21 protein-coding genes are annotated in these 23847 nt (G+C 59.7%); 13 read left to right on the top strand and 8 right to left on the bottom strand.

All coding sequences use genetic code 11. From position 1 onward, the window contains the following. Positions 1-108 precede the first annotated feature (108 nt). The 6 genes from KGA85_RS05685 to KGA85_RS05710 all read left to right on the top strand — a co-directional run bounded on the left by KGA85_RS05685 (position 109) and on the right by KGA85_RS05710 (position 6707). Positions 109-1392, top strand: coding sequence for a Zn-dependent hydrolase (locus KGA85_RS05685; RefSeq protein ID WP_223533870.1), 1284 nt, complete (start codon positions 109-111; stop codon positions 1390-1392). Between the two features lie 94 nt (positions 1393-1486). Continuing rightward, on the top strand, positions 1487-1921 hold the full coding sequence (locus tag KGA85_RS05690) for a carboxymuconolactone decarboxylase family protein (protein ID WP_223533869.1): 435 nt from the start codon (positions 1487-1489) through the stop codon (positions 1919-1921). A 3-nt stretch (positions 1922-1924) separates the two neighbouring features. Continuing rightward, positions 1925-2818: an RNA polymerase sigma factor SigJ gene (gene sigJ / locus KGA85_RS05695; protein WP_223458144.1), complete on the top strand. Its 894-nt coding sequence runs from the start codon at positions 1925-1927 to the stop codon at positions 2816-2818. Positions 2819-2946: 128 nt separating this feature from the next. Then, positions 2947-4047: a LuxR C-terminal-related transcriptional regulator gene (locus tag KGA85_RS05700; RefSeq protein WP_223533868.1), complete on the top strand. Its 1101-nt coding sequence runs from the start codon at positions 2947-2949 to the stop codon at positions 4045-4047. Positions 4048-4450: 403 nt separating this feature from the next. Continuing rightward, positions 4451-4600 carry a hypothetical protein gene (locus tag KGA85_RS05705; RefSeq protein WP_223458141.1) on the top strand — a complete coding sequence of 50 codons (150 nt, stop codon included), beginning with the start codon at positions 4451-4453 and terminating at the stop codon, positions 4598-4600. A 136-nt stretch (positions 4601-4736) separates the two neighbouring features. Beyond that, positions 4737-6707: a hypothetical protein gene (locus KGA85_RS05710; RefSeq protein WP_223533569.1), complete on the top strand. Its 1971-nt coding sequence runs from the start codon at positions 4737-4739 to the stop codon at positions 6705-6707. Positions 6708-6910: 203 nt separating this feature from the next. Here KGA85_RS05710 and KGA85_RS05715 read toward each other — a convergent pair whose 3' ends face one another. From KGA85_RS05715 to KGA85_RS05735, 5 genes are all read right to left on the bottom strand, one after another. Further along, positions 6911-7678 (bottom strand): SDR family oxidoreductase, encoded by a 768-nt coding sequence (locus tag KGA85_RS05715; RefSeq protein ID WP_008046696.1) that lies wholly within the window; start codon positions 7676-7678, stop codon positions 6911-6913. Between the two features lie 145 nt (positions 7679-7823). Beyond that, a complete protein-coding gene (locus tag KGA85_RS05720) occupies positions 7824-8891 on the bottom strand; it encodes a phosphotransferase family protein (protein ID WP_223458137.1) in 1068 nt (355 codons plus the stop codon). Between the two features lie 144 nt (positions 8892-9035). Then, a complete protein-coding gene (locus KGA85_RS05725; RefSeq protein ID WP_223458135.1) occupies positions 9036-10001 on the bottom strand; it encodes a 2-hydroxyacid dehydrogenase in 966 nt (321 codons plus the stop codon). Between the two features lie 144 nt (positions 10002-10145). After that, positions 10146-10733: a TetR/AcrR family transcriptional regulator gene (locus tag KGA85_RS05730; protein ID WP_223537549.1), complete on the bottom strand. Its 588-nt coding sequence runs from the start codon at positions 10731-10733 to the stop codon at positions 10146-10148. A gap of 28 nt (positions 10734-10761) precedes the next feature. Then, positions 10762-11145: a tautomerase family protein gene (locus KGA85_RS05735; protein ID WP_223458131.1), complete on the bottom strand. Its 384-nt coding sequence runs from the start codon at positions 11143-11145 to the stop codon at positions 10762-10764. Positions 11146-11521: 376 nt separating this feature from the next. Here KGA85_RS05735 and KGA85_RS05740 point away from each other — a divergent pair, with 376 nt between their 5' ends. Next, positions 11522-12802, top strand: coding sequence for a serine/threonine transporter (locus KGA85_RS05740; RefSeq protein WP_223533571.1), 1281 nt, complete (start codon positions 11522-11524; stop codon positions 12800-12802). A gap of 94 nt (positions 12803-12896) precedes the next feature. Beyond that, complete coding sequence (locus KGA85_RS05745) at positions 12897-14546, top strand: SulP family inorganic anion transporter (RefSeq protein WP_223458128.1); 1650 nt, start codon at positions 12897-12899, stop codon at positions 14544-14546. Between the two features lie 126 nt (positions 14547-14672). On the opposite strand, the gene acnB is transcribed toward KGA85_RS05745, so the two are convergent. Then, positions 14673-17273: a bifunctional aconitate hydratase 2/2-methylisocitrate dehydratase gene (gene acnB, locus KGA85_RS05750; RefSeq protein WP_223458174.1), complete on the bottom strand. Its 2601-nt coding sequence runs from the start codon at positions 17271-17273 to the stop codon at positions 14673-14675. A 457-nt stretch (positions 17274-17730) separates the two neighbouring features. Here acnB and KGA85_RS05755 point away from each other — a divergent pair, with 457 nt between their 5' ends. Further along, positions 17731-18201 (top strand): DUF1289 domain-containing protein, encoded by a 471-nt coding sequence (locus KGA85_RS05755; RefSeq protein ID WP_223458126.1) that lies wholly within the window; start codon positions 17731-17733, stop codon positions 18199-18201. 55 nt (positions 18202-18256) lie between these two features. Here the strand turns inward: KGA85_RS05755 and KGA85_RS05760 are convergent, their stop codons facing one another. Beyond that, a complete protein-coding gene (locus KGA85_RS05760) occupies positions 18257-19120 on the bottom strand; it encodes a universal stress protein (RefSeq protein WP_223458124.1) in 864 nt (287 codons plus the stop codon). Between the two features lie 162 nt (positions 19121-19282). Between KGA85_RS05760 and KGA85_RS05765 the strand changes: the two genes are divergently transcribed. Further along, positions 19283-19891: a tRNA-(ms[2]io[6]A)-hydroxylase gene (locus tag KGA85_RS05765; RefSeq protein WP_223458122.1), complete on the top strand. Its 609-nt coding sequence runs from the start codon at positions 19283-19285 to the stop codon at positions 19889-19891. 15 nt (positions 19892-19906) lie between these two features. Here KGA85_RS05765 and KGA85_RS05770 read toward each other — a convergent pair whose 3' ends face one another. Continuing rightward, on the bottom strand, positions 19907-20398 hold the full coding sequence (locus KGA85_RS05770) for a GFA family protein (protein ID WP_223458120.1): 492 nt from the start codon (positions 20396-20398) through the stop codon (positions 19907-19909). Positions 20399-20562: 164 nt separating this feature from the next. On the opposite strand from KGA85_RS05770, the gene KGA85_RS05775 reads away from it, so the two are divergent. The 3 genes from KGA85_RS05775 (at position 20563) to KGA85_RS05785 (ending at position 23757) form a co-directional block, all read left to right on the top strand. Beyond that, positions 20563-21447, top strand: coding sequence for a LysR substrate-binding domain-containing protein (locus KGA85_RS05775; RefSeq protein WP_223458118.1), 885 nt, complete (start codon positions 20563-20565; stop codon positions 21445-21447). A 100-nt stretch (positions 21448-21547) separates the two neighbouring features. After that, positions 21548-22657 carry an agmatine deiminase gene (gene aguA / locus KGA85_RS05780; protein WP_223542970.1) on the top strand — a complete coding sequence of 370 codons (1110 nt, stop codon included), beginning with the start codon at positions 21548-21550 and terminating at the stop codon, positions 22655-22657. 2 nt (positions 22658-22659) lie between these two features. Then, entirely contained in the window at positions 22660-23757 is a 1098-nt protein-coding gene (locus KGA85_RS05785; protein WP_223458114.1) for an extracellular solute-binding protein, read from the top strand. The last annotated feature ends 90 nt before the right edge of the window (positions 23758-23847 follow it).

Raw genomic sequence — 23847 nt, forward strand, 5'->3', positions numbered from 1 at the left:
CTCGGGTGTTCACAAAACCTGTGGGAGCGGGCTTGCCCGCGATGGCGGCCTCAAGTTCACCAACAAATTGCCTGAAGAAACACACAAGAACAGCCTGAGGAGATCATCATGAACGCGGCCATAGACGTTCTGCAGTCCAGCCATCAGCACATCAACCGCGACCGCCTGTGGCAATCGCTCATGGAACTGGCCAAGCTCGGCGCCACGGTCAAGGGCGGCGTGTGTCGCCTGGCCCTGACCGATCTCGACCGCCAGGCCCGGGACATTTTCGTCAAATGGTGTATCGATGCCGGCTGCACCGTCAGCATCGACGCCGTCGGCAATATCTTCGCCCGTCGTCCCGGGCGCAATCCCGACCTGCCACCGGTGATGACCGGCAGCCACATCGACACCCAGCCCACCGGCGGCAAGTTCGATGGTTGCTTCGGTGTGCTGGCGGGCGTCGAAGTGTTGCGCACCCTCAATGACCTCAACATCGAAACCGAAGCGCCGCTGGAAGTGGTGGTCTGGACCAACGAGGAAGGCTCGCGCTTCGCCCCGTGCATGATGGGTTCCGGCGTGTTCGCGGAAAAATTCACTCTCGAGGAAACCCTGGCCAAGGTCGATGCCGAGGGCGTGACGGTGGGCGAAGCGCTGAATGCCATTGGCTACGCCGGCCAGCGTAAAGTCAGTGGCCACAAAGTCGGTGCCTACTTCGAAGCCCACATCGAGCAAGGCCCGATCCTGGAAGACGAACGCAAGACCATAGGCGTGGTCATGGGCGCCCTCGGGCAGAAATGGTTTGACCTCAAACTGCGCGGCGTCGAAGCCCACGCCGGCCCGACCCCGATGCACCTGCGCAAGGACGCCCTGGTCGGCGCCGCGGTGATCGTCGGAGCGCTCAACCGCGCAGCCCTCAGCCATCAACCCCATGCCTGCGGCACCGTCGGTTGCCTGCAAGCCTATCCCGGCTCGCGCAACGTCATCCCCGGCGAAGTGCGCATGACCCTGGACTTCCGGCACCTGGAACCGGCGCGCCTGGACTCGATGATCGCCGAAGTGCGCGAAGTCATCGAAACCACCTGCGACGAACACGGCCTGACCTTCGAGCTGACGCCAACGGCCGACTTCCCGCCGCTGTACTTCGACAAAGGCTGCGTCGAAGCTGTGCGCGGCGCCGCCCAAAGCCTGGGCCTGTCGCACATGGACATCGTCAGTGGCGCAGGCCACGACGCGATCTTCCTCGCCGAACTCGGCCCGGCCGGAATGATCTTCGTGCCATGCGAAGGCGGCATCAGCCACAACGAAATCGAAAACGCCGCGCCGGATGACCTGGCGGCCGGCTGTGCGGTGCTGTTGCGAGCGATGCTGGCGGCTTCGGCGGCGGTGGCGAAGGGCGAGCTGGCAGCCTGAGCCGAGTGACGTGCGCTGAAATTTTCAGCGCACGTCACAACGCGCAATCCTCAATCGTCATCCTGTTGAATCCCTCAATCAGTGGAGCAACACGATGTCGTCCAACATCCAAGCGGTCAACCTGCTGCAAGCGATCCCGCAGGTTTTCGAAAGCCTGACCCAGGTCCATGTCGCGCTCGATCAGCATGATCTCGATCCCGCCCTCAAGCACTTGATCCACCTGCGCGCCTCGCAGATCAACCAATGCGGGTTCTGCGTAAAGATGCACACCCGCGAAGCCCGGGAAGCCAATGAAACCAACGAGCGTCTGGATCGCCTGATCGTCTGGCGTCACGTCAGTGACTTCAGCCCTGCGGAGCGCGCCGCGCTGGCGTGGACCGAAGCCTTGACCGTACTGGATGAAAAAACCGATTACGCCAGCCTGCGCGGTGAGCTGAGGGCGCATTTCAATGACCAACAGATCGGCGCCTTGACGGCCGAGATCGGCATGATCAACCTGTGGAACCGCTTACAGGTGTCGAGGCACTGATTGATGAACTGCGCTGAAAACGCCGCGACTGTGTTCGAGCAGCGCCGGCCCTTTTTGCTCGGTCTGGCCTATCGCATTCTCGGATCGCGCGTCGAAGCCGAGGATGCGGTGCAAGAGTTGTTCATCAAGTGGCTGGAGGCCGACCGGGCCTCCATCGCCACGCCGGCCGCCTGGCTGACCACCGCATGCACCCGTCATTGCATTGACCTGCTCCGGTCGGCGCACAAGTCGCGGGTGGATTACATCGGTACCTGGCTGCCGGAGCCGATTCACACGGCCCATCAGGACTCACCCGAGCAGATGCATGAACTGGCTTCGTCGCTGTCCACCGCATTCGTGTTGTTGCTGGAGCGGCTGACACCCAAGGAGCGTGCCGCGTACCTGCTGTACGAAATCTTCGACATGGATTACCCGCAGGTCGCTGATGCGGTCGGGGTGCAGGAAGCCGCTTGCCGCAAACTGGTGTCTCGGGCCAAGGCGAGTCTTGGCAGTGCCCAAACCCGCTATCAACCGGAACCTGTGCGGCAAAACCAGTTGCTGAGCGCCTTCCACAACGCCATTGCCAGTGGCTCTACGGCGAACTTGAGCGCGATGCTGAGCGAAGACGTCGAACTCTGCGCCGACAGCGGCGGCAAGGCTTCGGCGATCCGTGAAACGCTGTTTGGCATCGAAAGCGTGCTGGATTTCATTGGCCAGTCGTTGCACGCCTATTGGCAAACGTATGAATGGCTGCCCATTGAAATCAATGGTGCCCAAGGCGTCATCATTAAAGCCGACGGTGTTATCACCGCGTCGGTGACGTTTGGTTTCGATGAAATGGGGCGGGTGAATCGGGTTTTCATCATGCGTAATCCGGACAAGCTGGCAGGGCTGGGTGCGTCCTTTAACGTGCACTAGTCAAAGGACCACCGGCCCTTCAAGCTTTTCGCCGACAGAAAATGATGGAGATCCCACAAGGTTCATTGCACTAACCAGAACTCCGGCGGTCGTAGTCTTCACAGGGTCACTCTACTTGTGGAGTCGAAATGAGCCAGGACGTCTTGACCACGCAAGCCAATCGCCGCCAGTTGCAGCAAATCATCGCCGGCTTGTCCGATGGGGTGATTCTGCTCGATCCCGACCAGAGCATCCTGTGGGCCAACGAGGCGGCGCTGGCCATGCACGGTGCCTCGCAGATCAGCGACCTGGGTACCAGCGCCAAGGCGTATGCCAAACGCTTTGCCCTGCGTGATCGCAACAATCAGGTCGTGCCTGCCGACAGCTACCCGATCAACCGGGTGGCGCGGGGCGAAACGTTCAGCGATGTGCTGGTGGACGTGACGTCGACGGCGGACGAAGAGCGTACCTGGGTCCATCGCGTGCGCAGCCTGGTATTGGCCGATAGCCGTGGCGAGCCGGAGTCGCTGGTGTTGATCATGGACGATGTCACCGACCGGGCCTGCGCCGAGCAGCGCTTCGCCACAGCGTTTCGCCTGTCGCCAGTGCCGATTCTGCTTTGCGGCGCGGGTGATCAACGGGTGCTGGACGTTAACGAAGCGTTCCTCGATACCTTGGGTTATCCCCGTGAGGACGTGCTTGGCATCAGCATTGCGCAGATCGATTTCATCGATGACAAAAACGCGCGCATCTGGCTGTTCGCCGCGCTGGAGAAAACCGGCAGCCTGGACCGCATCGATGTGCGCTTGCGCCGAAAAGACGCCGGGCTGATCGATTGCACCGTGTCGGCGGACATCGTGAACATTCAAGGCAACCCCTGCTATCTACTGGTGCTGATGGACATCACCGAGCGCAGGCGCACTGAGCTGGAACTGGTGTCGGCCATTGAGGAAGCAATGAAGGACGCCTCATGGTTCAGCCGCACGCTGATCGAAAAACTGACCAACGTGAAGAACATCAATTCACCGAAGTTGCCCAGTGTGTCCTTCACCGACCTGACCACCCGTGAGCGCGATGTGCTGGGCCTGATATGCGAAGGCCGGGCCGACAAGGAAATCGCCGCGCGCCTGAAACTCGCGCCGAACACCGTGCGCAACCATGTGGCGGCAGTGTATTCCAAACTCAATGTGCACAGCCGCAGCGAAGCGATTGTCTGGGCGCGGGAGCGGGGACTGTTCTCCAGTGAATGACGGCCCAAGGGGCAGCGCTAAGGTGCAAATGCCACCGGCCGGGCTATTAGTGATTCGCAGATATTTATTTTTGTGACAGGTGTGTGGATTTTGCGCGCCGGTTCTGTTGTCACAAAAATGTGTCTATCACTTATCGCGGGTCAACCTATGAAAACTCTTGGGAAACGCGTTATCTCACCTTTGTCGCTGGCATTGTGCGTGGCGATTCTCGGCGGCTGCTCCAGTCCGCCACCCCCTCCAACAGTCACTCCACCCCCTCCTGAACGCACCTGCCAGGCCATGGATAAAACCGATGTTCTGGGCGATGTACGGGGCGAAGACGGACAAGTGACCCGAGTCACTTCCACGACTCGCTGCGTCACGCAGTAAAGCCGGGCGCAGTAACCTCGATCTGCTCGGGGGGATGGTGATTTCCTTCATCGTCGCTTTGGGCGATGGGGTGCAGCAGGCCGATCTGTATGCCAGTTCGGCTTTCGTCGGTGCGGTGAGTTTGTTATTGCGCCTGCTGTCGGTGCCTTTTGGCTGGCCGTCGCCGAAAGTCGTGGGTGGCTGACAGCTCAAGTCAGAAGCGGTTTTTATCGCAACTAGTTTTAGTTTGCCTGTCACTTATAACAGTTTCCGGCATGTCGATTTTTCCTGATAGTCAACGGACTGTTTTTTATGTCCATCGCTGAAAAGGAATCGTCGTCATGACCGCCGAAATAAAAGCTGCAACCACTGAATCAAGCCCGTGGGAACAAGCCACGTTGTTTATCAACGGCAAGAAAGTGGAGTGGGGGGCGGAGCTCGTTTTGCTCCGTGGGCAGCAGAACGAAGTGACCGTGGAGGCTCCACCCGCGCTCGCCCGGACGCTCAACCTGGGGCTGGCTGAGGCTGGCAGTTTGAACATCGTTGCATCACCAAATTTTGGCGAGTGGATTGTCCCCGTCGTTGGCAAGTTCAATTGGAAGATTACGCCGGATGCGGGCAAGAGCGGTCGCATCACTTTGGTGTTTTTCAGCAGGGAAGAGCTGGTGCCGTGGGAGCACCGAAGCCTGGTGATTTCGAGCAACCTGGCGGATGAGGCGGACGTGGAGATTGGCGGCGTCGCCGTGCCTGCCGGGGGTAATTGGTTTTTCCGGGAAAAGGCGCAAACGGTGACGTTGACCCCCAAACCCAACAGTCCACTGGCTGGGTTACCGGTCACGCTGACCTGTACCATCAAAAGCGGCCTGGAAGTCGACAACGTGGTGAGCACACCAGCCTTCGGCAGTGAGCAAACTGCGTATTATAGTTGGAGAGTGACGGGGAAAACCAAAAGCGGTACTTTTGAACTGAAGCTGTCGGGTAAGGGCATGACTACGCCTATTACCCTGCCAATCAGTAAGTTGCTGTCGAACCATTTAGCTGACGAGGCTGTTGTTAATATTGGCGGCGTCGCTGTACCGGACGGAGGTAATTGGTTTATCCGCAATCAAGCCCAGATCGTCACACTGAGACCCAAGTCAGATAGTCCATTGGCAGGCTTGCCGGTCACGCTGACCTGCACCATTAAAAGCAACCTTAGTCCTGCCAACGTGGTGAGTGCGCCAGGCTTTGGCTCTGAGCAAACCTTGCATAGTTGGAGGGTGACGGGGAATACCAACAGCGGTACTTTTGAACTGAAGCTGTCGGGTAAGGGCATGATTACACCGATTACCCTGCCAATCAGCAAGTTGCTGTCCAACAACCTGGCGGATGAGGCCAATGTCAAGATTGATGGTGTAGCGGTGCCTGCGGAGGGCAATTGGTTTTTCCGGGACAAACCGCAAACTGTCACGTTGACTCCAAAACCCGGCAGTCTACTCGCTGGCCTTCCGGTCAGTTTGACCTGTGCAGTCAAAGGTGGGCTCAGTCCCGCTAATTTAGCCAGTTCGCCCGCATTTGGCAGTGAGCAAACTGGCTATCGGTGGGACGTAGTGGGGAAAACCAAAAGCGGTACTTTTGAATTGAAACTGTCGGGTAAGGGTATGACTACGCCTATTACCCTTCCAATCAGCAAGTTGTTGTCGAACAATCTGGCTGACGAAGTAAATGTCATGATGGACGGTAAGGAGATTTCCAATGTTGACATCCCAAACCTGAGGAGAGAATGGCATACATTTACATTGGTCCCGAAGTTGTATAGCCCGTTGGCCGGCTACCCGTTGAGGCTACAATGGATCAAAGGAGATGGAATTGAGTCGGGGGATTTGGGGTTTCGGCCGCAAATAAATGCAGAGTCTGTTGTCTATAGTTGGCAGGTTACTGGTTCTTTCACGAAAGCGGGGAGTTATGAGCTCGGCTTTGCTGGGTCAGGATTCAGTGAGATGCTGGTGTTGCCTGTTATTAGGCAGATAGTCCCCAAGTACTATGTGGATGGAAAGGAGCTTCTTGATCTTACCGATTTTATTTTGCCTGATAGGCCGTATTCTTTAAGTGTGGAGGTTTCAGCTGGAATATCGAGCATATATGTGAAAAATAGCTCTGGTGAATTTATCTTTAATCCTCCTTTGAATCGGTCGTTTCCTGTAACTAATGGAAGAGTGGAATGGACCTTTTCATCTCCTGCTGCCGGTAATGTTCTAGAGACGGTAGTTTTTGATTATTCATCTGTATATACGGCGCGGGAAGAAGTTTTGCTTTTTAGTCGAGCGTATTAATTTGCTCGCTAAATAATTGTTGCGCATAGTTAAAAATTCGGCAGTGTCATGAGTCCACGAAAAACTGGGGCTCCTGTTATGCAGTGCTGAAATCTGGGCGACGCTCCCGCTCGCAAGGCAGCCAATCGGCTGCCTTTTTTTCATATTCTCGATCAGCAAGAAGCCGCCCTGGTTGCCTTTTCTGTTTCATCCGCTGACTCACATCAGGACAGAAACCCCCCATCCACATTCAACGAAACTCCTGTCGTGTAACTCGAAGCATCACTCGCCAGATACAACACTGCCCCCGCCATTTCACTCGGATCCGCCACGCGCTTGAGCGGGATCTGCTGCAGAGCGGTGTTCAGAATGGCTTCGTTTTTCACCAGAGCCGAGGCGAATTTAGTGTCGGTCAGGCCCGGCAGCAAGGCATTGCAACGAATCCCGAACTGCGCGCATTCCTTGGCGAAGACTTTGGTCATGTTGATGACCGCTGCCTTGGTCACCGAGTAGATGCCCTGGAAGATCCCCGGCGAAACGCCGTTGATCGAGGCAACGTTGATGATGCTGCCGCCGCCGTTTTCGCGCATCAGCTTGCCGGCTTCGACCGACATGAAGAAGTAGCCGCGAATGTTCACGTCGACGGTTTTCTGGAAGGCGCTGAGGTCGGTGTCCAGCACGTTGCAGAACTGCGGGTTGGTCGCGGCGTTGTTGACCAGGATGTCGAGGCGGCCGAACTGTTCCTTGATGCCGGCGAAGACCTGGCTGATCTGTTCCATTTCGCCGATGTGGCAGGCAACGGCGGTGGCCTTGCCGCCAGCGGCGATGATCGCATCGGCGACGTGCTGGCAGCCTTCGAGTTTGCGGCTCGACACGATCACGTGGGCGCCCTGCTGGGCCAGCAGTTTGGCGATGGCTTCACCGATGCCACGGCTGGCGCCGGAGACGAAAGCGATCTTGCCGTCGAGGTCGAACAACTGAGTCTTGGACATGGGATTCCCTTATAAAAAGTCTTGTTATCGAGTCAAATGCCGGGGTGTGGCGAGTGATGTCTGGTGGGCGGGCTTGCTGCGTTGGTCAGTGAGCGAGCGTTATCGTTAACGACCTTCGCGAGCAGGCTCGCTCCTACAGGGGATCTCAGAGGCTGGATTTGTTGATGACCTGCAAGCTCATCTGCTCAAGCAGCTTGTTCATGTGAATGAACTGCGCGAAGCGTTTGTCCTGGGTCTGGCCATGGTAGAAGCGGTAGTAGATCTGCTGCACGATGCCGGCCAGGCGAAACAGGCCGTAGGTGTAGTAGAAGTCGAAATTGTCGATGCGGATGCCCGAGCGTTCGGCGTAGTAATCGACGAACTCGCGGCGGGTCAGCATGCCCGGCGCGTGGCTTGGCTGACGGCGCATCATCTGCACCGGCGCCGGATCATCGGCTTCGATCCAGTAGGCGAGGGTGTTGCCCAGGTCCATCAGCGGGTCGCCGAGGGTGGTCAGTTCCCAGTCGAGCACGCCGATGATCTGCATCGGGTTGTTCGGGTCAAGGATCACGTTGTCGAAGCGGTAGTCGTTGTGCACGATGCTGGAGGTTGGGTGATCGGCCGGCATCTTGTCGTTGAGCCAGGCTTTGACCGTTGCCCATTGTGGCGCATCGGGGGTCAGGGCTTTTTCGTAGCGATCGCTCCAGCCTTTGATTTGCCGCGCCACGTAGCCTTCGGGTTTGCCGAGGTCACCCAGGCCGTAGGCGTTGTAGTCGACGCGATGCAGTTCCACGAACTTGTCGATGAAACTCTTGCACAGGGCTTCGGTTTTCACCGAATCCAGTCCCAATTCCGGTGGCAGGTCCGAGCGCAGGATGATGCCGTTGACCCGTTCCATTACATAGAACTCGGCACCGATCACCGCTTCGTCGGTGCAGTGCACGTAGGCTTTCGGGCAGTACGGAAAACCGTCGCGCAGTTGATTGAGGATGCGGAATTCACGGCCCATGTCGTGGGCCGACTTGGCCTTGTGGCCGAAGGGCGGGCGACGCAGGACGAATTCCTGTTCGGGGTATTCCAGTAAGTAGGTGAGGTTTGAAGCACCGCCCGGAAACTGGCTGATCCGTGGCAAGCCGCTGAGCCCCGGAATATGGGCCTTGAGGTACGGATCGATCAGGCTGGCATCGAGCTCTTCGCCGGTGCGGATACGGGTTGACTGGTCGTTAAGCGCCATGCTTATCCCTTCTGCTTATTCTGGAGGCCTTAAACTATTGGCTAATCTAATGCGCACACGGCGCACCCACAACCGCGAACGGCTCTTATAGGTGAGCGTGTTGCCGGCCAATCATTGTTTTTGATACAGCTGTTTGAATCGCCATCAATGGGCGACCCGGCTCATGGCGGGCGGCAAGTCGATCGGCGTCAGCACCGGTTGATTGGAGAAAAACGCCACGAGGTTCTTGCCCACCAGTTCGACGGTGCCCTGGGTGGCTTCCGGGGACAGCCCGGCGACATGGGGGGTGAGGATCACGTTGTTCAGGGTCTTGAGTGCATCCGGCACCTTCGGTTCGGCGTCGAACACATCCAGCGCGGCGCCGGCGATCCGGCGTTGCTCCAGGGCGCTGATCAGGTCGGCAGTGGCAATCACGCTGGCCCGGGCGATGTTGACGATAAACCCATTGGGGCCCAACGCGTCGAGTACCTGGCGATTGATCAGGTGCCTGGTGCCCTGGCCGCCGGGCGTGGCGACGATCAGGAAGTCAGAGGCGCGCGCCAGTTCGGTCGGCGTCGAGCAGAACGTGTAGGGCACATCGCTGCGATGCTGACGATTGTGGTAACTCACCGCCATGTCGAAGCCATTGGACGCGCGTTTGGCGATGGCCATGCCGACGGCGCCGAGGCCGAGAATACCCAGGCGTTTGCCGGCCAGGGAAGGGCGCATGATTTTTGGCCACTCGCCCCGGCGTACAGCTGCGTCGCAACGGGGAATATCACGCACCAGTGCGAGCAACATCGCCATGGCATGGTCGGCCACCGAGGACGCATTCACACCCGCACCGTTGGTGACGGTGATGCCGCGATCAGCGGCGGCCTGCAGGTCGATGTGTTCATAGCCGGCGCCGATCACGCAGATGATCTTGAGGTTGGGCAGCGCGGCGATTTCGTCGGCATACAGCCCCAATGGGCCCCGGGTGAGGACGGCGTCGATCTGCCCGGCATGGCGGGCGATGGCTTCGGCGCGCTCGGCGGGCGTTGGGGCCAGGATCAGGTGAAAACCCTGATGTTCGAGAATAGGCAGGTAATCATTGATGGTTTCAACCAGTACCAGAACGGTTACAGGCATGCTTGGCTCCCTGTGGGCATCGAAAAATCGGCTCGAACGTCACTTGAGATTGCTGATTTCAGGGTGGCTTGGCAACCACCAGCGATCGCAGTGCAGGAACTGGCGAAGCCTGCGATCTTTTTATTGCGCTGGGGGGCGGTCGCTTTACTTCGACGGCGTGAGGACGGCCCGGGCAGCCTCGAGAATTTCGTCAGACAGCGGATCGCCGCGGGTGGCCCGGGACAGCATCAGCGCACCGAACATCAGCGAATACTGCACCAGCGCCTGCTGGCGCTTGCTGGCTTCGTCCTCTGCGTCCAGCAGCGAGCCGAGGGAATCGAGCAGGTTGTTCAGGCCCTGCAGATAGGTTTGGCGCAATCCGCTCTCGGCGGCCTCGTGGCACATGTCGCCAGCGAAGGCCACCACCGGGCAGCTGTCGCCCGGATTGTCCCGGCTTTCGCTGGACAAGTAGGTTTTGACCACGGCGCGGCGGGAGGCGTCCTTGCTGTCCTGTTCGGTCACCCGCGCTTGCCAGCGTTGCGCGGCCTGCTCGAAAGCCCGGCCGCTAGCCTCTTGCGCCAGGGCTTCCCTGGATTTGAAATGCCCGTAGAAACCGCCGTGGGTCAGGCCCGCGGCGGCCATCACGTCGACAACGCTGATCCCGTGCAAGCCGCGTTCGCGAAACAGCCGGGTGGCGGCTTCGACTATGGTTTCGCGGTTGAGGTCGGCTTGTTTGCGGGAAACTCGGGGCATGGGTCATTCTCGGTTTGCAGGTTGAATATCAGAGGGCGTATTGGGCAATCCCGTTGCCGAACGACCAGTTCTCTTTTTTCACTTCCACCAGATTAATGAAAACGTCCTCCTGGCGCACGGCAAGCTCTGCGTTAAGGCTCTCGGCGATGGTTTTGTAGAGGAGTTTTTTCTGCTCGACGGTCCTGCCTTCGCTCATGGTGATCTGGATTACCACCAACTGGTCCGTGCGGTTGATGCCCAGATAACCGGGGTCAAAGATGAAATGCTGCGCATCGTGTTCGGCGAGTATCTGGAAATTATCGTTCTGCGGCACACCGATGGTGCTGTGCATGGCGGCGTAGATCAGTTGGCCGATGCGTTTGGCGTGGGTGGGGTCCTGATGTTTTTTGATGTCGACGCGAACCAGTGGCATGGGAAGACTCCAGAAGGAATGCAGGTCAGTTAAAAATACATGACGCCCGACCTTTATCAAGTGCGGACTGCGCTTTGGCGATGAAGCGCAGGTGCACCGCAGATCCTTGTGGGAGCGAGCTTGCTCGCGATGGCTGCGGCACATGCAACATATTCTCCGACTGATACTCCGCTATCGTCGGAACGCCGCCCGGAGCAAGCTCGCTCCCACAGGGGTATTTTTCGACTATCTGGTACCACCGTTCCTCACCTAAGTCTTTGCTTCTGCTCACTAATCCCCCAGAATGCCGCCCCTGTTTCGGCCGGGCGCTGCCTGTCGGGTATTCCGACGCGTCCTGGCCGGGTGGCAAGTGACCGGAATGTGGAGATCCCACCGGATGAATGATCAGGCCAATAGCGTTAACGAACGCTATGTAGAAGCGACACCCGCGACGCTTTCGAGCTGGAATCGCCAAGACACCACCTGGATGCTGGGCCTGTTTGGTACGGCGATTGGTGCGGGAACCCTGTTTTTGCCGATCAACGCAGGCCTGGGCGGTTTCTGGCCGCTGCTGATCCTGGCGTTGCTGGCGTTTCCGATGACGTTCTACGCACACCGCGGGCTGACCCGCTTCGTGCTGTCCGGTCGCGAAGGCGCCGACATCACTGAAGTGGTGGAAGAGCATTTCGGCATCAAGGCCGGCGCGCTGATCACCTTGCTGTACTTCTTCGCGATTTTCCCGATCCTGCTGATCTACAGCGTGGCCCTGACCAACACGGTCGGCAGCTTTATGGAACATCAACTGCACATCACGCCGCCACCGCGCGCCGTGCTGTCGCTGGTGCTGATCCTCGGTCTGCTGGCGGTGGTGCGTTGTGGTGAGCAATTGATCGTCAAGGCCATGAGCCTGATGGTCTACCCGTTCATCGTCGCGCTGCTGTTCCTGGCGGTTTACCTGGTTCCCCACTGGAGCGGCGGCATCCTGGCTACCGCGAGCAGCGTGCCGGCACCATCGGCGCTGTTGCATACCCTGTGGCTGGCGATTCCGGTGATGGTGTTCTCGTTCAACCACTCGCCGATCATCTCGGCGTTCGCCGTGGACCAGAAGCGTCGCTACGGTGAGCACGCCGAGGAGCGCAGCTCGCAGATCCTGTCCCGCGCCCACCTGCTGATGGTGGTGATGGTGCTGTTCTTCGTCTTCAGTTGCGTGCTGACCCTGTCGCCGGCGCAACTGGCTGAAGCCAAGGCGCAGAACCTGTCGATCCTGTCGTACCTGGCCAACCACTTCAGCAACCCGACCATCGCCTTCGCGGCGCCGTTGATTGCCTTCGTGGCCATCTCCAAGTCGTTCCTGGGGCACTACATCGGCGCCAGCGAAGGCCTCAAAGGCCTGATCGTCAAGAGCGGCAAGCGTCCGTCCGCCAAGGCCCTGGACCGCATGACCGCCGCGTTCATGCTGGTGGTGTGCTGGATCGTCGCCACGCTGAACCCGAGCATCCTCGGCATGATCGAAACCCTCGGTGGCCCGGTGATCGCGGCGATCCTGTTCCTGATGCCGATGTACGCCATCCGCAAGGTGCCGGCGATGGCACGCTATCGCGGCCAGGCATCCAACGTCTTCGTGACGGCGGTGGGCCTGGTGGCGATCACGGCGTTGATCTACTCGCTAACCGCGTGATCGAGCGGCCTGCTCGCGCAGTGCCGGATTGACAGCTACAGTGGCCGCTGCACGTGATACGTGCAGCGGTTTTTTTTCGCCTGGAGACACCGGATTGTCGAGCGCCTCACCGTCAAACCCCGTTGAACAACCCAATCGCTGGCAGGACCTGCTGGCGGGTTTGTCGATTGCCGGCCTGTTGCTGCCCGAAGCAGTCGCCTATTCAAGCATCGCCGCACTGGCGCCCCAGGCCGGGGTGATCGCCTTGTTCGCCGGGTTGCTGTGTTATGGCCTGTTGGGCACCAGCCGCTTTGCGATTGTCTCGGCCACTTCATCCTCCGCCGCCGTGCTGGCCGCCGCGACCGCCACCCTGGCCAATGGCGACTCCGGGCTTCGCTCGACTCTGGCCATCGGCCTGGTGCTGGTGACCGGGGCGTTTTTCTTGCTGGCGGGGCTGTTCAAGCTCGGCAGCGTGACTTCGTTTATCGCCAAACCGGTGCTGCGCGGCTTTGCCTTTGGCCTGGCGCTGACCATCATCCTCAAGCAGGTCGCCAGTGTGGTCGGCGTGCATTTGACCGATGCCAACCTGGTGGGCTTCCTGCCGCAATTGCTGGAACAACTGCCGCAATGGAACTGGGCTGCAGCGGCGGTCGGCGCCGTGGCATTGGCCTTGTTATGGCTGTTTGCGCAGTTTCGGCGCTTGCCGGGTGGTTTGTTGGTGGTGGTGATCGGCATTGCGGCGGGGCAGTGGCTGGACCTGCCGGCCTATGGCGTGAAGCTGATCGGCGTGATCGACCTGAGCCTGGAGGTGCCGAAGCTGCCGGCACTGCCGTTTGCCGACTGGCTGCGTCTGGGTGAATTGGCGTTCGCCATGGTGATGATTCTGTATGCGGAGTCCTACGGCTCGATCAGCTCTTATGCGCTAAAACATGGTGATCGCGTCACCTCGAACCGTGATTTGCTTGCGCTGGGGGCTTCCAACCTGCTGTCCGGCCTGTTCCACGGCATGCCGGCGGGAGCGGGGTATTCGGCGACGTCGGCCAATGAGGCGGCGGGTGCCACTTCACGCCTGGCCGGTATCGTGGCGGCGCTGGTGGTGCTGGTCATCGTGCTGACGGTGCTGCCTTACATCGCCCTGACTCCGGAACCGATCCTCGCCGCCATCGTCATCCATGCTTTGGGGCGCGGCTTGAGCCTGCAGCCGCTGGGACGCTATTTCATCTGGCGCCGAGACCGCTTGCTGGTCGTCTGCGCCGTGGGTGCGGTGTTGGTGCTGGGGGTGCTGGACGGCTTGCTGGTGGCGGTGGCGATCAGTGTGTTGCTGATGCTCAAGCAGATGTCGGCGGCGGATATCCAGATTCTGGGGCGGATCGATGGCGGTCACGACTTTGTCGACCTGCAACGCCATCCAACGGCGCAAGCCGTGCCTGGCGTGTTGATTGTGCGGCCGGGTGAAGCGTTGTTCTTTGCCAACGTCGAGCGGATTCTTGGTGGTGCCTTGCGTCTGATCCGGCACTCACAAGTGCCTGTTCATTCGGTGATTCTCAGTCTTGAGGAATCGCCTGATCTGGATGGCACCAGCATCGAGGCGTTGCAGGAGTTTTTTATGCGGGTGCATCAGGAAGGCAAACGGCTGATTCTGGCGCGTCTCAAGGACGACGCACAAACGGCGTTGGCGGTGTTGCCGCAGTTGGCGGCAAACGGAGTGGTGCTGAGCGGGTTGAGTGTTGATGGAGCGGTGCAGCAGGCGCTAGCTGGTCTGTGAGCCAAGAGTGATTGTCTGTGGCGAGGGAGCAAGCTCCCTCGCCACAGGAATCGCGTTTGACCATTACAGGCATAAAAAAACGCCGCTCATCTCACGATGGGCGGCGTTTTTCATTGCGTTGCAACGTTAGGCTTGAACGACCGGGATGTTGGCGTTCGCAGCAGCTTCACGGAACTCGGCGATCTGGTCGAAGGACAGGTAGCGGTAGACATCGGCCGCCATGCTGTCGATCTTGCCAGCGTATTCCATGTACTCCTCGACGGTCGGCAGGCGACCCAGGATGGAAGCCACGGACGCCAGCTCGGCCGAAGCCAGGTAGACGTTCGCGCCGTCACCCAGACGGTTCGGGAAGTTACGGGTCGAAGTCGACACGACAGTCGAGTTCGGCTCTACACGTGCCTGGTTACCCATGCACAGCGAGCAGCCTGGCATTTCCATGCGAGCGCCGGCCTTGCCGTAGATGCCGTAGTAGCCTTCTTCGGTCAGCTGGTGAGCGTCCATCTTGGTCGGCGGCGACAGCCACAGACGGGTTGGCAGCTGACCCTTGACCTGTTCCAGCAGTTTACCGGCAGCGCGGAAGTGACCGATGTTGGTCATGCACGAACCGATGAACACTTCGTCGATCTTCTCGCCAGCAACGCTGGAGAGCAGGCGAGCGTCGTCCGGGTCGTTTGGCGCGCAGAGCACAGGCTCCTTGATGTCGGCCAGGTCGATCTCGATGATTTCAGCGTATTCAGCGTCTTTGTCCGCTTCCAGCAGCTCAGGGTTGGCCAGCCAGGCTTCCATTGCTTGAGCGCGACGTTCCAGAGTACGTGCATCGCCGTAGCCTTCGCCGATCATCCAGCGCAGCAGGGTGATGTTGGACTGCAGGTATTCAGCAATCGACTCTTTGGACAGCTGGATGGTGCAACCGGCAGCCGAACGTTCAGCCGAGGCGTCAGACAGTTCGAACGCTTGCTCGACGGTCAGTTTAGGCAGACCTTCGATCTCCAGGATGCGACCGGAGAAGGCGTTCTTCTTGCCTTTCTTCTCTACGGTCAACAGGCCAGCCTGGATCGCGTAGTAAGGAATGGCGTGAACCAGGTCACGCAGGGTGACGCCTGGCTGCAGTTCGCCTTTGAAACGAACCAGGATCGACTCAGGCATGTCCAGCGGCATGACGCCAGTGGCTGCGGCGAACGCAACCAGACCGGAACCGGCCGGGAACGAGATGCCGATCGGGAAACGGGTGTGGGAGTCGCCACCGGTACCGACGGTGTCTGGCAGCAGCATGCGGTTCAGCCACGAGTGGATGATGCCGTCGCCCGGACGCAGGGAAACGCCGCCGCGGGTCATGATGAAGTCAGGCAGGGTGTGGTGGGTGGTCACGTCGATCGGCTTAGGGTAAGCCGCGGTGTGGCAGAAGGACTGCATCACCAGATCGGTCGAGAAGCCCAGGCACGCCAGGTCTTTGAGTTCGTCACGGGTCATAGGACCGGTGGTGTCCTGGGAACCCACGGTGGTCATCTTCGGTTCGCAGTAGGTGCCCGGACGAACGCCGGTCACGCCGCAAGCCTTGCCGACCATTTTCTGCGCCAGGGTGAAACCCTTGGTGCTTTCAGCCGGTGCTTCAGGCTTCTTGAACAGCGTCGAAGGTGGCAGACCCAGCTCGGTGCGAGCCTTCTCGGTCAGGCCACGGCCGATGATCAGCGGAATACGGCCGCCAGCACGAACTTCGTCCAACAGGACCGGGGTCTTCATTTCGAAGGTGGTCAGGACTTCGTCGGTGCCGTGCTTGCAGACTTTGCCAGCATGCGGGTACAGGTCGATCACGTCGCCCATGTGCATGTTGGAAACGTCGAATTCGATTGGCAGTGCGCCGGCATCTTCCATGGTGTTGTAGAAGATCGGAGCGATCTTGCTGCCGAAGCAGAAACCGCCGGCGCGCTTGTTCGGCACGTAAGGAACGTCGTCGCCGAAGAACCATAGCACCGAGTTGGTTGCCGATTTACGCGAAGAACCGGTACCGACCACGTCACCGACGTAGGCGATAGGGAAACCGGCGTTGCGCATTTCTTCGATCTGCTTCATCGGACCGGTGACGCCTTGTGCGTCAGGCACGATGCCGTCGCGAGCCATTTTCAGCATGGCCAGGGCGTGCAGCGGGATGTCTGGACGGGACCAGGCATCAGGCGCAGGGGACAGGTCGTCGGTGTTGGTTTCGCCGGTGACCTTGAACACGCGCAGGCTGATCTTGTCGGCCAGGGTCGGGCGCTTCACGAACCACTCGCCGTCAGCCCAGGATTGCAGCACGCCTTGGGCGTGAACGTTACCGTTCTTGGCTTTTTCAGCGACGTCGTGGAAGGCGTCGAACATCAGCAGGGTGTGCTTGAGTTCTGCGGCCGCTACTGGAGCCAGTTCGGCGTCGTCCAGCAGGTTAACCAGAGTCACGATGTTGTAGCCGCCCTGCATGGTGCCGAGCAGTTCAACAGCGCGCTTCTTGTCGATCAGGGGGGATTTGGCTTCGCCTTTGGCGATGGCGGACAGGAAGCCGGCCTTTACATAGGCTGCTTCGTCCACTCCAGGCGGAACGCGATTGGTGATCAGGTCAACGAGGAATGCTTCTTCGCCAGCCGGGGGATTTTTCAGCAGCTCGACCAGGCCTGCAGTTTGTTCGGCGTTTAGCGGCTGGGGAACGATACCCAGTGCTGCGCGCTCTTCGATATGTTTGCGGTAGGCTTCAAGCACAGTTATTACCCTCATCAGTGGTCCCAAATGGGTGTCCGGGACGCTCATCCCGAAATTGCCGTACTCATGCGCTGCATGGCGTTGTGAGCCACTTAGCCAGAATTACCGGCAATTCCTTACAGAAGCTGCTTTCAAAGTTTTACGCCTGCAGAACGGGAGCTGATGAGGGTTGGCGTTGGGCTTTTCCCCGCTGGAAAAACCCCTCGCCAACACCGCTCTGAAGGAACGACTGTGCTCGTGACGCTTTGAAAACAGCTTCTAACGGACATTGGCGCCTAAAAAGGCAGGCTGATTCTACGGCAAAAAAAAATTAAAGGTAAGTCAGTGTTTATTGGACTTTGGTGGTGGCGCTCACCAGAGCCCGATTCTCCATAGGCCCTGAACTTTGAGGGGTGATCAATGGCCGACAAAGGGCTAACATGCCGGCCTGTTCTGCTTTTTCGCGTTTTGCCTATCTATGCCCAATCAGACCATCAAGACACCCTGCGTCGGCCTCTGCTCCACTGTTTACGGTGACTTGGTGTGCCGTGGCTGCAAGCGTTTCCACCACGAAGTGATCCACTGGAACGGTTACAACGAGGAAGAAAAACGCGCGGTATGGCTGCGTCTTGAGCAGTTGCTGTCGCAGGTGATGGCCGCCAAGGTGGAAATTTTCGATCCGGCACTGCTGAGAATGCAGCTGGAGCAACGCAAGATCCGCTTCGTGCCCCATCAGTCGGAATATTGCTGGGCCTACCAGTTGATCGCCCGGGGCGCGCGGGTGATCAACAACCTGGAAGCCTACGGGATGGTGTTGCTGCCGGAGTTTCGCGACTGGAACCTGCCGGAATTGCGCGATGCCATTGATCGGGAGTTTTTCCTGCTTTCCGAGGCCCATTACCAGCGCTATATTGCGCCGGGGTTTCTGAAAGACTCCTTTGGCGGCTGAGCTGCTGATATGTGGCGAGGGGGCTTGCCCCCTCGCCACAAAAGCATGTTCGGCTTCAATGCTTGTCGGCCATTTCCTCAAGATGATCCGCCACTTCCGTCGGTTTGAGCACCAGCACATCGCTCTCCACCGCATCGAGTACCACTTCCGCCGTATTACCGATCAAGGTCCCGGACAATCCGCTACGGGCCACGGTACCGATCACCGTCACCGCCGCTTGCAACTTGTGCACCATGAACGGAATCAGCACATCCGCCGGGCCTTCCTCAATGTGCAGGTGATCATCGTCGATGTCGAATTCCGCCTGGAACGACTTGCATTGCTCGCGGTAGCGCGCCTGGATGGTTTCGCTGAGTTGAAACGTCGGGTCGGCCGACGACAGCATCGGCGACGGGTGGGCGCTGATCACGTGCAAGTGGGCCTTGGCCAGGGTGGCGATGTCATAGCCATGATCAATGATGGTGTCGTGCAGGTGGCGGTGTTCGAGGTCGGTGTTGCCGACGTCGACAGCTGCCAGGATCACTTTGTCTTTCCATGAATCAGCGGTTTTCACCAGCAGTACCGGGGAAGGGCATTGGCGCAGCAATTTCCAGTCCTCGGGTGTCAGCAGGGCCTTTTTCAGTGCGCTGTCGGGAAAGTGCTGCTTCACCACAAGACCGCAGCCTTCGGCTTGCTGCACATCGATGATGGTTTGATGCAGGCTCTGATTCCAGGCCTGCTCAGTGGTGATGTTGTAACCGTCTTCCAGTAAAGCGGCCTTGAGCACACCCAACATGCCACTGTGATCATGCTTGGGGTCGCACACCAGCAGATGCAACTGTGCCTGGGTCACACCGGCGATCAACTTCGCCCGTTTGAGCGCCAGGCTTTCGGAATGTTCGGGGTCGATGACCACCAGAATGCTGCGAACGGCTTGCATGTGCGCGATCTCCTGAAAATAAAAAAGCACGGCGTTGCACAACTATAGTTGCTGTCTGCGATTCGGGGACTTGATGCATATCAACGGTTGGCGACTGGTGGTCTGCGGGCAGGCCGGTATAATCGGCGCCCTTCGTTTTGAACCTATTTTTCCGTGAGCCCCATGATCCTTCCCGAAATTCACGAGTTCCTTGGCTGCCGCACCCCCGACGGCTGGATCCAGGCCGCGCTGGCCGATCAGGAAACCCTGCTGATCGACCACAAGAACTGCGAATTCAAGGCCGCCAGTACTGCATTGAGCCTGATCGCCAAGTATCACTCCCACGTCGATCTGATCAACATGATGTCGCGCCTGGCCCGGGAAGAGCTGGTGCACCACGAACAGGTCATGCGCCTGATGAAACGGCGCAAGGTCGAACTGCGCCAGCTGTCCGCCGGGCGTTACGCGTCGGGGCTGCGCAAGGTGGTACGCAGTCACGAACCGGTGAAGCTGGTGGACACCCTGGTGGTCGGGGCGTTCATCGAGGCCCGCAGTTGCGAGCGTTTCGAAGCGCTGGTGCCGCATCTGGACGAAGAACTGGGCAAATTCTACTTCGGTCTGCTCAAGAGCGAGGCCCGGCATTTCCAGGGTTACCTGAAACTGGCCTACCAGTACGGCGACGCCAAGGACATCGCCCAGGTGATCGACAAGGTCCGCGCCGCCGAGCAGGATCTGATCGAGTCGCCGGACGTGGAATTCCGTTTTCATAGCGGTGTGCCAGTAGCGGCGTAATCCCGCACCACCCAGTCATGAACGGCTCAAACCCAGCCGTTCATGCCATTGGGCGATGGACTCTTCGGGATATTCGTCGAACTGTTTATCACCGGGCAGGACTTGGACTTCCACCCACGTCGCCTTCGAACCAAGCATCAGGTGCGTATGCTCCGGCGGCACTGGCAGCGGCGTGTCGATGGCCGAGGCGAACGGGTGAATCAATTCCGGCCATTCAGGGCTGAACAGCCACAAACCCGAGCCGCAGACTGAGCAGAAATGCCGCTCGGCGGTGCTGCTGTGGGCGCGTTTGTCGCCTTCTTCCTTTAGCCGTGCATGGTAGATCGCGATGTGCTTGCGCCCGCGAACCCGGAGGCTGGCGGCATCGCCCCCGAGGTTGATCGCATAGCCTCCGCCACCTTGGGTCTTGCGGCAGATCGAGCAGTAGCAGCGCTGGTAAGGGTAGGGGTGGGCGCTGGTCAAACTGAACGACACCGCGCCGCAATGGCAGGAACCTTCGAGTTGCATGGGGGGCTCCGGTGGCTTGAGTGATCCCGTTCAGCCTAGAAGATTTGCAGTGATAGTGCCGACGCCTTCGCGAGCAAGCCCGACGATGAACGATAACGCGGTCCCACTGGACGCCCACCAAAGGCCAAGTCAGCATGGCCGCCTCGAAACCGGGACATGACCTGATGCGACGATTACCTTCCCTGGCAGCCCTGCGAACCTTCGAATGCGCCGCCCGCCACGCCCATTTCGGTCGGGCGGCGGCTGAGTTGTGTGTCACCGACAGCGCGGTCAGCCATCAGATCCGCCAGCTTGAAGAGCAGCTCGGTGTGCCGCTGTTCGTGCGCGAAGGCCGGCAGATTCGCCCGACCCTGGCCGCCGGGCGCCTGATGCAGAGCTTGCAGCAGGCTTTCGAACTGATCGGTGATGCCTGCGATGAACTGCGCGACCCTTCATCCCTGGCGGTATTGCGTCTGGCGGTCACCGCCGAGCTGGCGCAAAAGTGGTTGATGAGCCGGCTCACGGATTTCTACGCGCGTTACCCGCACATTACCTTGCATCTGTACGAACAGCCGATCGACGCCACGGCGCCCGGAGAAGACATCGACCTGGCGATCACCTACGGCACCGGCCCGGTGGACAGCACCGCGTATTTCGTCCGGCCGCTGCCGGCGTTGCAGTTCTTCCCGGTGTGCAGCCCCGGCCTGTTCAACCAGGGCACGCTGAAAACCCCGAAGGACCTGGCCCGCCACTGTCTGCTGCACGACGACCAGGACGGCAAGACCTGGACCGCGTGGCTCACCAGTCATGCCGGCGACCAGCGCCCCGACCGGCAACTGTATTTCGCCCATGCCGGGCTGGCACTGGAGGCCGCGGCCCAAGGGCAGGGCGTGGCCATGGGCGACAACCTGACGGCCCAGGAAGATTTGCTCAGTGGTCGGCTGGTGCGGCCGTTCACCTCGAGCATGACCGCCCTGGGTCAATATGCGTTGGTGTGCGAGCGTGTGCGGCTGGAGCGTCCGGCGGTGGCGCAGATGCTGGAATGGTTCAACGATCAGTTGCTCGATTGATGAGTTAGATTCAAGTATTCCGAAATAATCATCGTTGGTGAGCCAGTCGCCAACGCCCTTAGCCTGTGGTCATTCCAATCCCTGCTGAAGAGGTTTGACCATGGCCCGTTTGCTCGACACCACTCCCAAACTGGACGGTTTCCGTCTGCCCGGCGAATTCGAAGCCAAGTCCGGTTGCTGGCTCGGCTGGCCAGAGCGTACCGATGTCTGGCGCAACGGTGCCAAGCCTGCGCAGAAAGTCTGGGTGCAGATCGTCACCGCCATTTCCATGAGCGAACCGGTCACGGTGTGCGCCTCGGCGGCACAGTTCGCCACCGCGCGCCGCCAGTTGCCGCCGCAAGTGCGCGTGGTGGAAATGACCTGCAACGACACCTGGTTCCGCGACAGCGGTCCGTGCTTCGTGGTCAATGACCAGAGCGGCGAAGTGCGCGGCGTCGACTTCGAATTCAACGCCTACGGCGGCCTCGACGGCGGCCTGTATTACCCGTGGGACAAGGACGACCAGATTGCCAGCAAGATCCTCGAAATCGAACGCTTCGACCGCTACCGCGCGCCGTTGATCGCCGAACTGGGCGGCATCCAGAGCGACGGCCAGGGCAGCATCCTGACCACCGAGCAATGCCTGCTCAACCGCAACCGCAACCAGCACTTGGGCAAGGACGAAGTGACCCGTCGCCTGACCGATTACCTGGGTGCCGAGCAAGTGATCTGGCTGCCACGGGGCTGCAAGTTCGACGAAACCGATGGACACGTCGATGACCTCGCGTGTTTCGTGCGCCCCGGTGAAGTAGTGCTGCAATGGACCGACAACCGCGACGACCCGCAGTGGGAAATCTATCAGGAGGCCTACGACATCCTGCGCAGCACCCGCGACAGTCGTGGTCGCGAGTTGATCGTACACAAGCTGCCGCAGCCGGATGTGCTGGAGTGGACCGCCGAAGAAGCCGAAGGCCTGGACCAGCAGGACAGCACCCACTCCCGTCAGGCCGGGACGAAGATCTGCGCGTCGTACATCAACTACTACGCCGGCAACAGTTCCATCGTGGTGCCGCTGTTCGGTGATCGCAACGACAAGGTGGCGCTGGCGACCCTGGCCGAGCTGTTCCCGAAACACAGCACCGTCGGCATCGAAAACTCCCGGGAAATCCTCCTCGGTGGTGGCAACGTCGCGTGTATCACCATGCCGCAGTACGCTGGCAAAGGAGTGTAAAAGTGGGCATGCACAAACTGACTCAAGCAGTACTGCTGGTGCTTGCACCCCTGTGTGTGCAGGCCGCCGACACCGCCAAGCCGGTGGTCAACCTGTACATCTGGGGCGAATACCTGGCCCCGGACACCTTGAAGAATTTTGAAGCGAAAACCGGCATCCATGTGGTGGCTGACCACTTCGACTCCCTGGAAACCGTCGAGACCAAGCTGCTGACCGGCCGCAGTGGCTACGATCTGGTGCTGACGGCGGGGCAGCATCTGTCCCGGGCCATCGAGAGTGGCGCGGTGCAGACGGTCGACAAGCAGCAACTGCCGCATTTCGCCGGCGTCGGCGAGGAGTTCCGCCAGCACATGGCGGTGTTCGATCCGGGCAACCGCTACGCCGGGATCTACGCCTGGGGCACCACGGGCGTGGGTTATCAGGAGCAGGCCGTGAAACAGCGCCTGCCCGACGCGCCGACCGATAGTTGGGCGATGCTGTTCGATCCGGCCGTGGTCTCGAAATTCGCCGATTGCGGGGTCAGCCTGCTCAACGATCCCAACGAAGTGTTTGCGGCGGTCATGAAGTACATGGGCCTGGACATCAACCGCCAGAACCTCGATGACCTGAAGCTGGCCGAACAGCAACTGGCGAAGATTCGGCCGTACATTCGCTACTTCGACAACGACCTGAACATCAGCGACCTGGCCAACGGCAACACCTGCGTGGCGATGTCGTGGAACGGCAACGTGGCCATTGCGGCGGGCCAGGCCGAGGCGGCGGGCAAGCCGTATTCGCTCAAGTACCGGATTCCGCAGGAGGGCACGCTGATCTGGTTCGACGCCATGGTCATTCCCAAGGATGCGCCGCACCCGAAGGCCGGTCTGGCATTGATGGACTACCTGATGACCCCGGAAGTGATCGCGCCGATCACCGACAGCATCCATTACGCCAATGCGATCACGGCGGCGGACAGCTTGGTCGACCCGGCGATTCGCAATGATCCGGGGACGTATCCGACGGCTGCGGTCAGGGCTTCGCTGTACAGCAAGAATGACAATGGCAAGGCGTTCAACCGGGCGCTGATCAGGGCGTTCAGTCGGTTGAAGTCGGGGTTGTGATTGGCTTTGGCTGTGTGATGTTGGTAAGGACGCCATCGCGAGCAGGCTCGCTCCTACAGGTTTTGTGTTCGACATAAGACCTGTAGGAGC

Origin of the sequence: Pseudomonas sp. GL-B-12, from assembly GCF_019955895.1 — a bacterium.
GTDB lineage: Bacteria > Pseudomonadota > Gammaproteobacteria > Pseudomonadales > Pseudomonadaceae > Aquipseudomonas.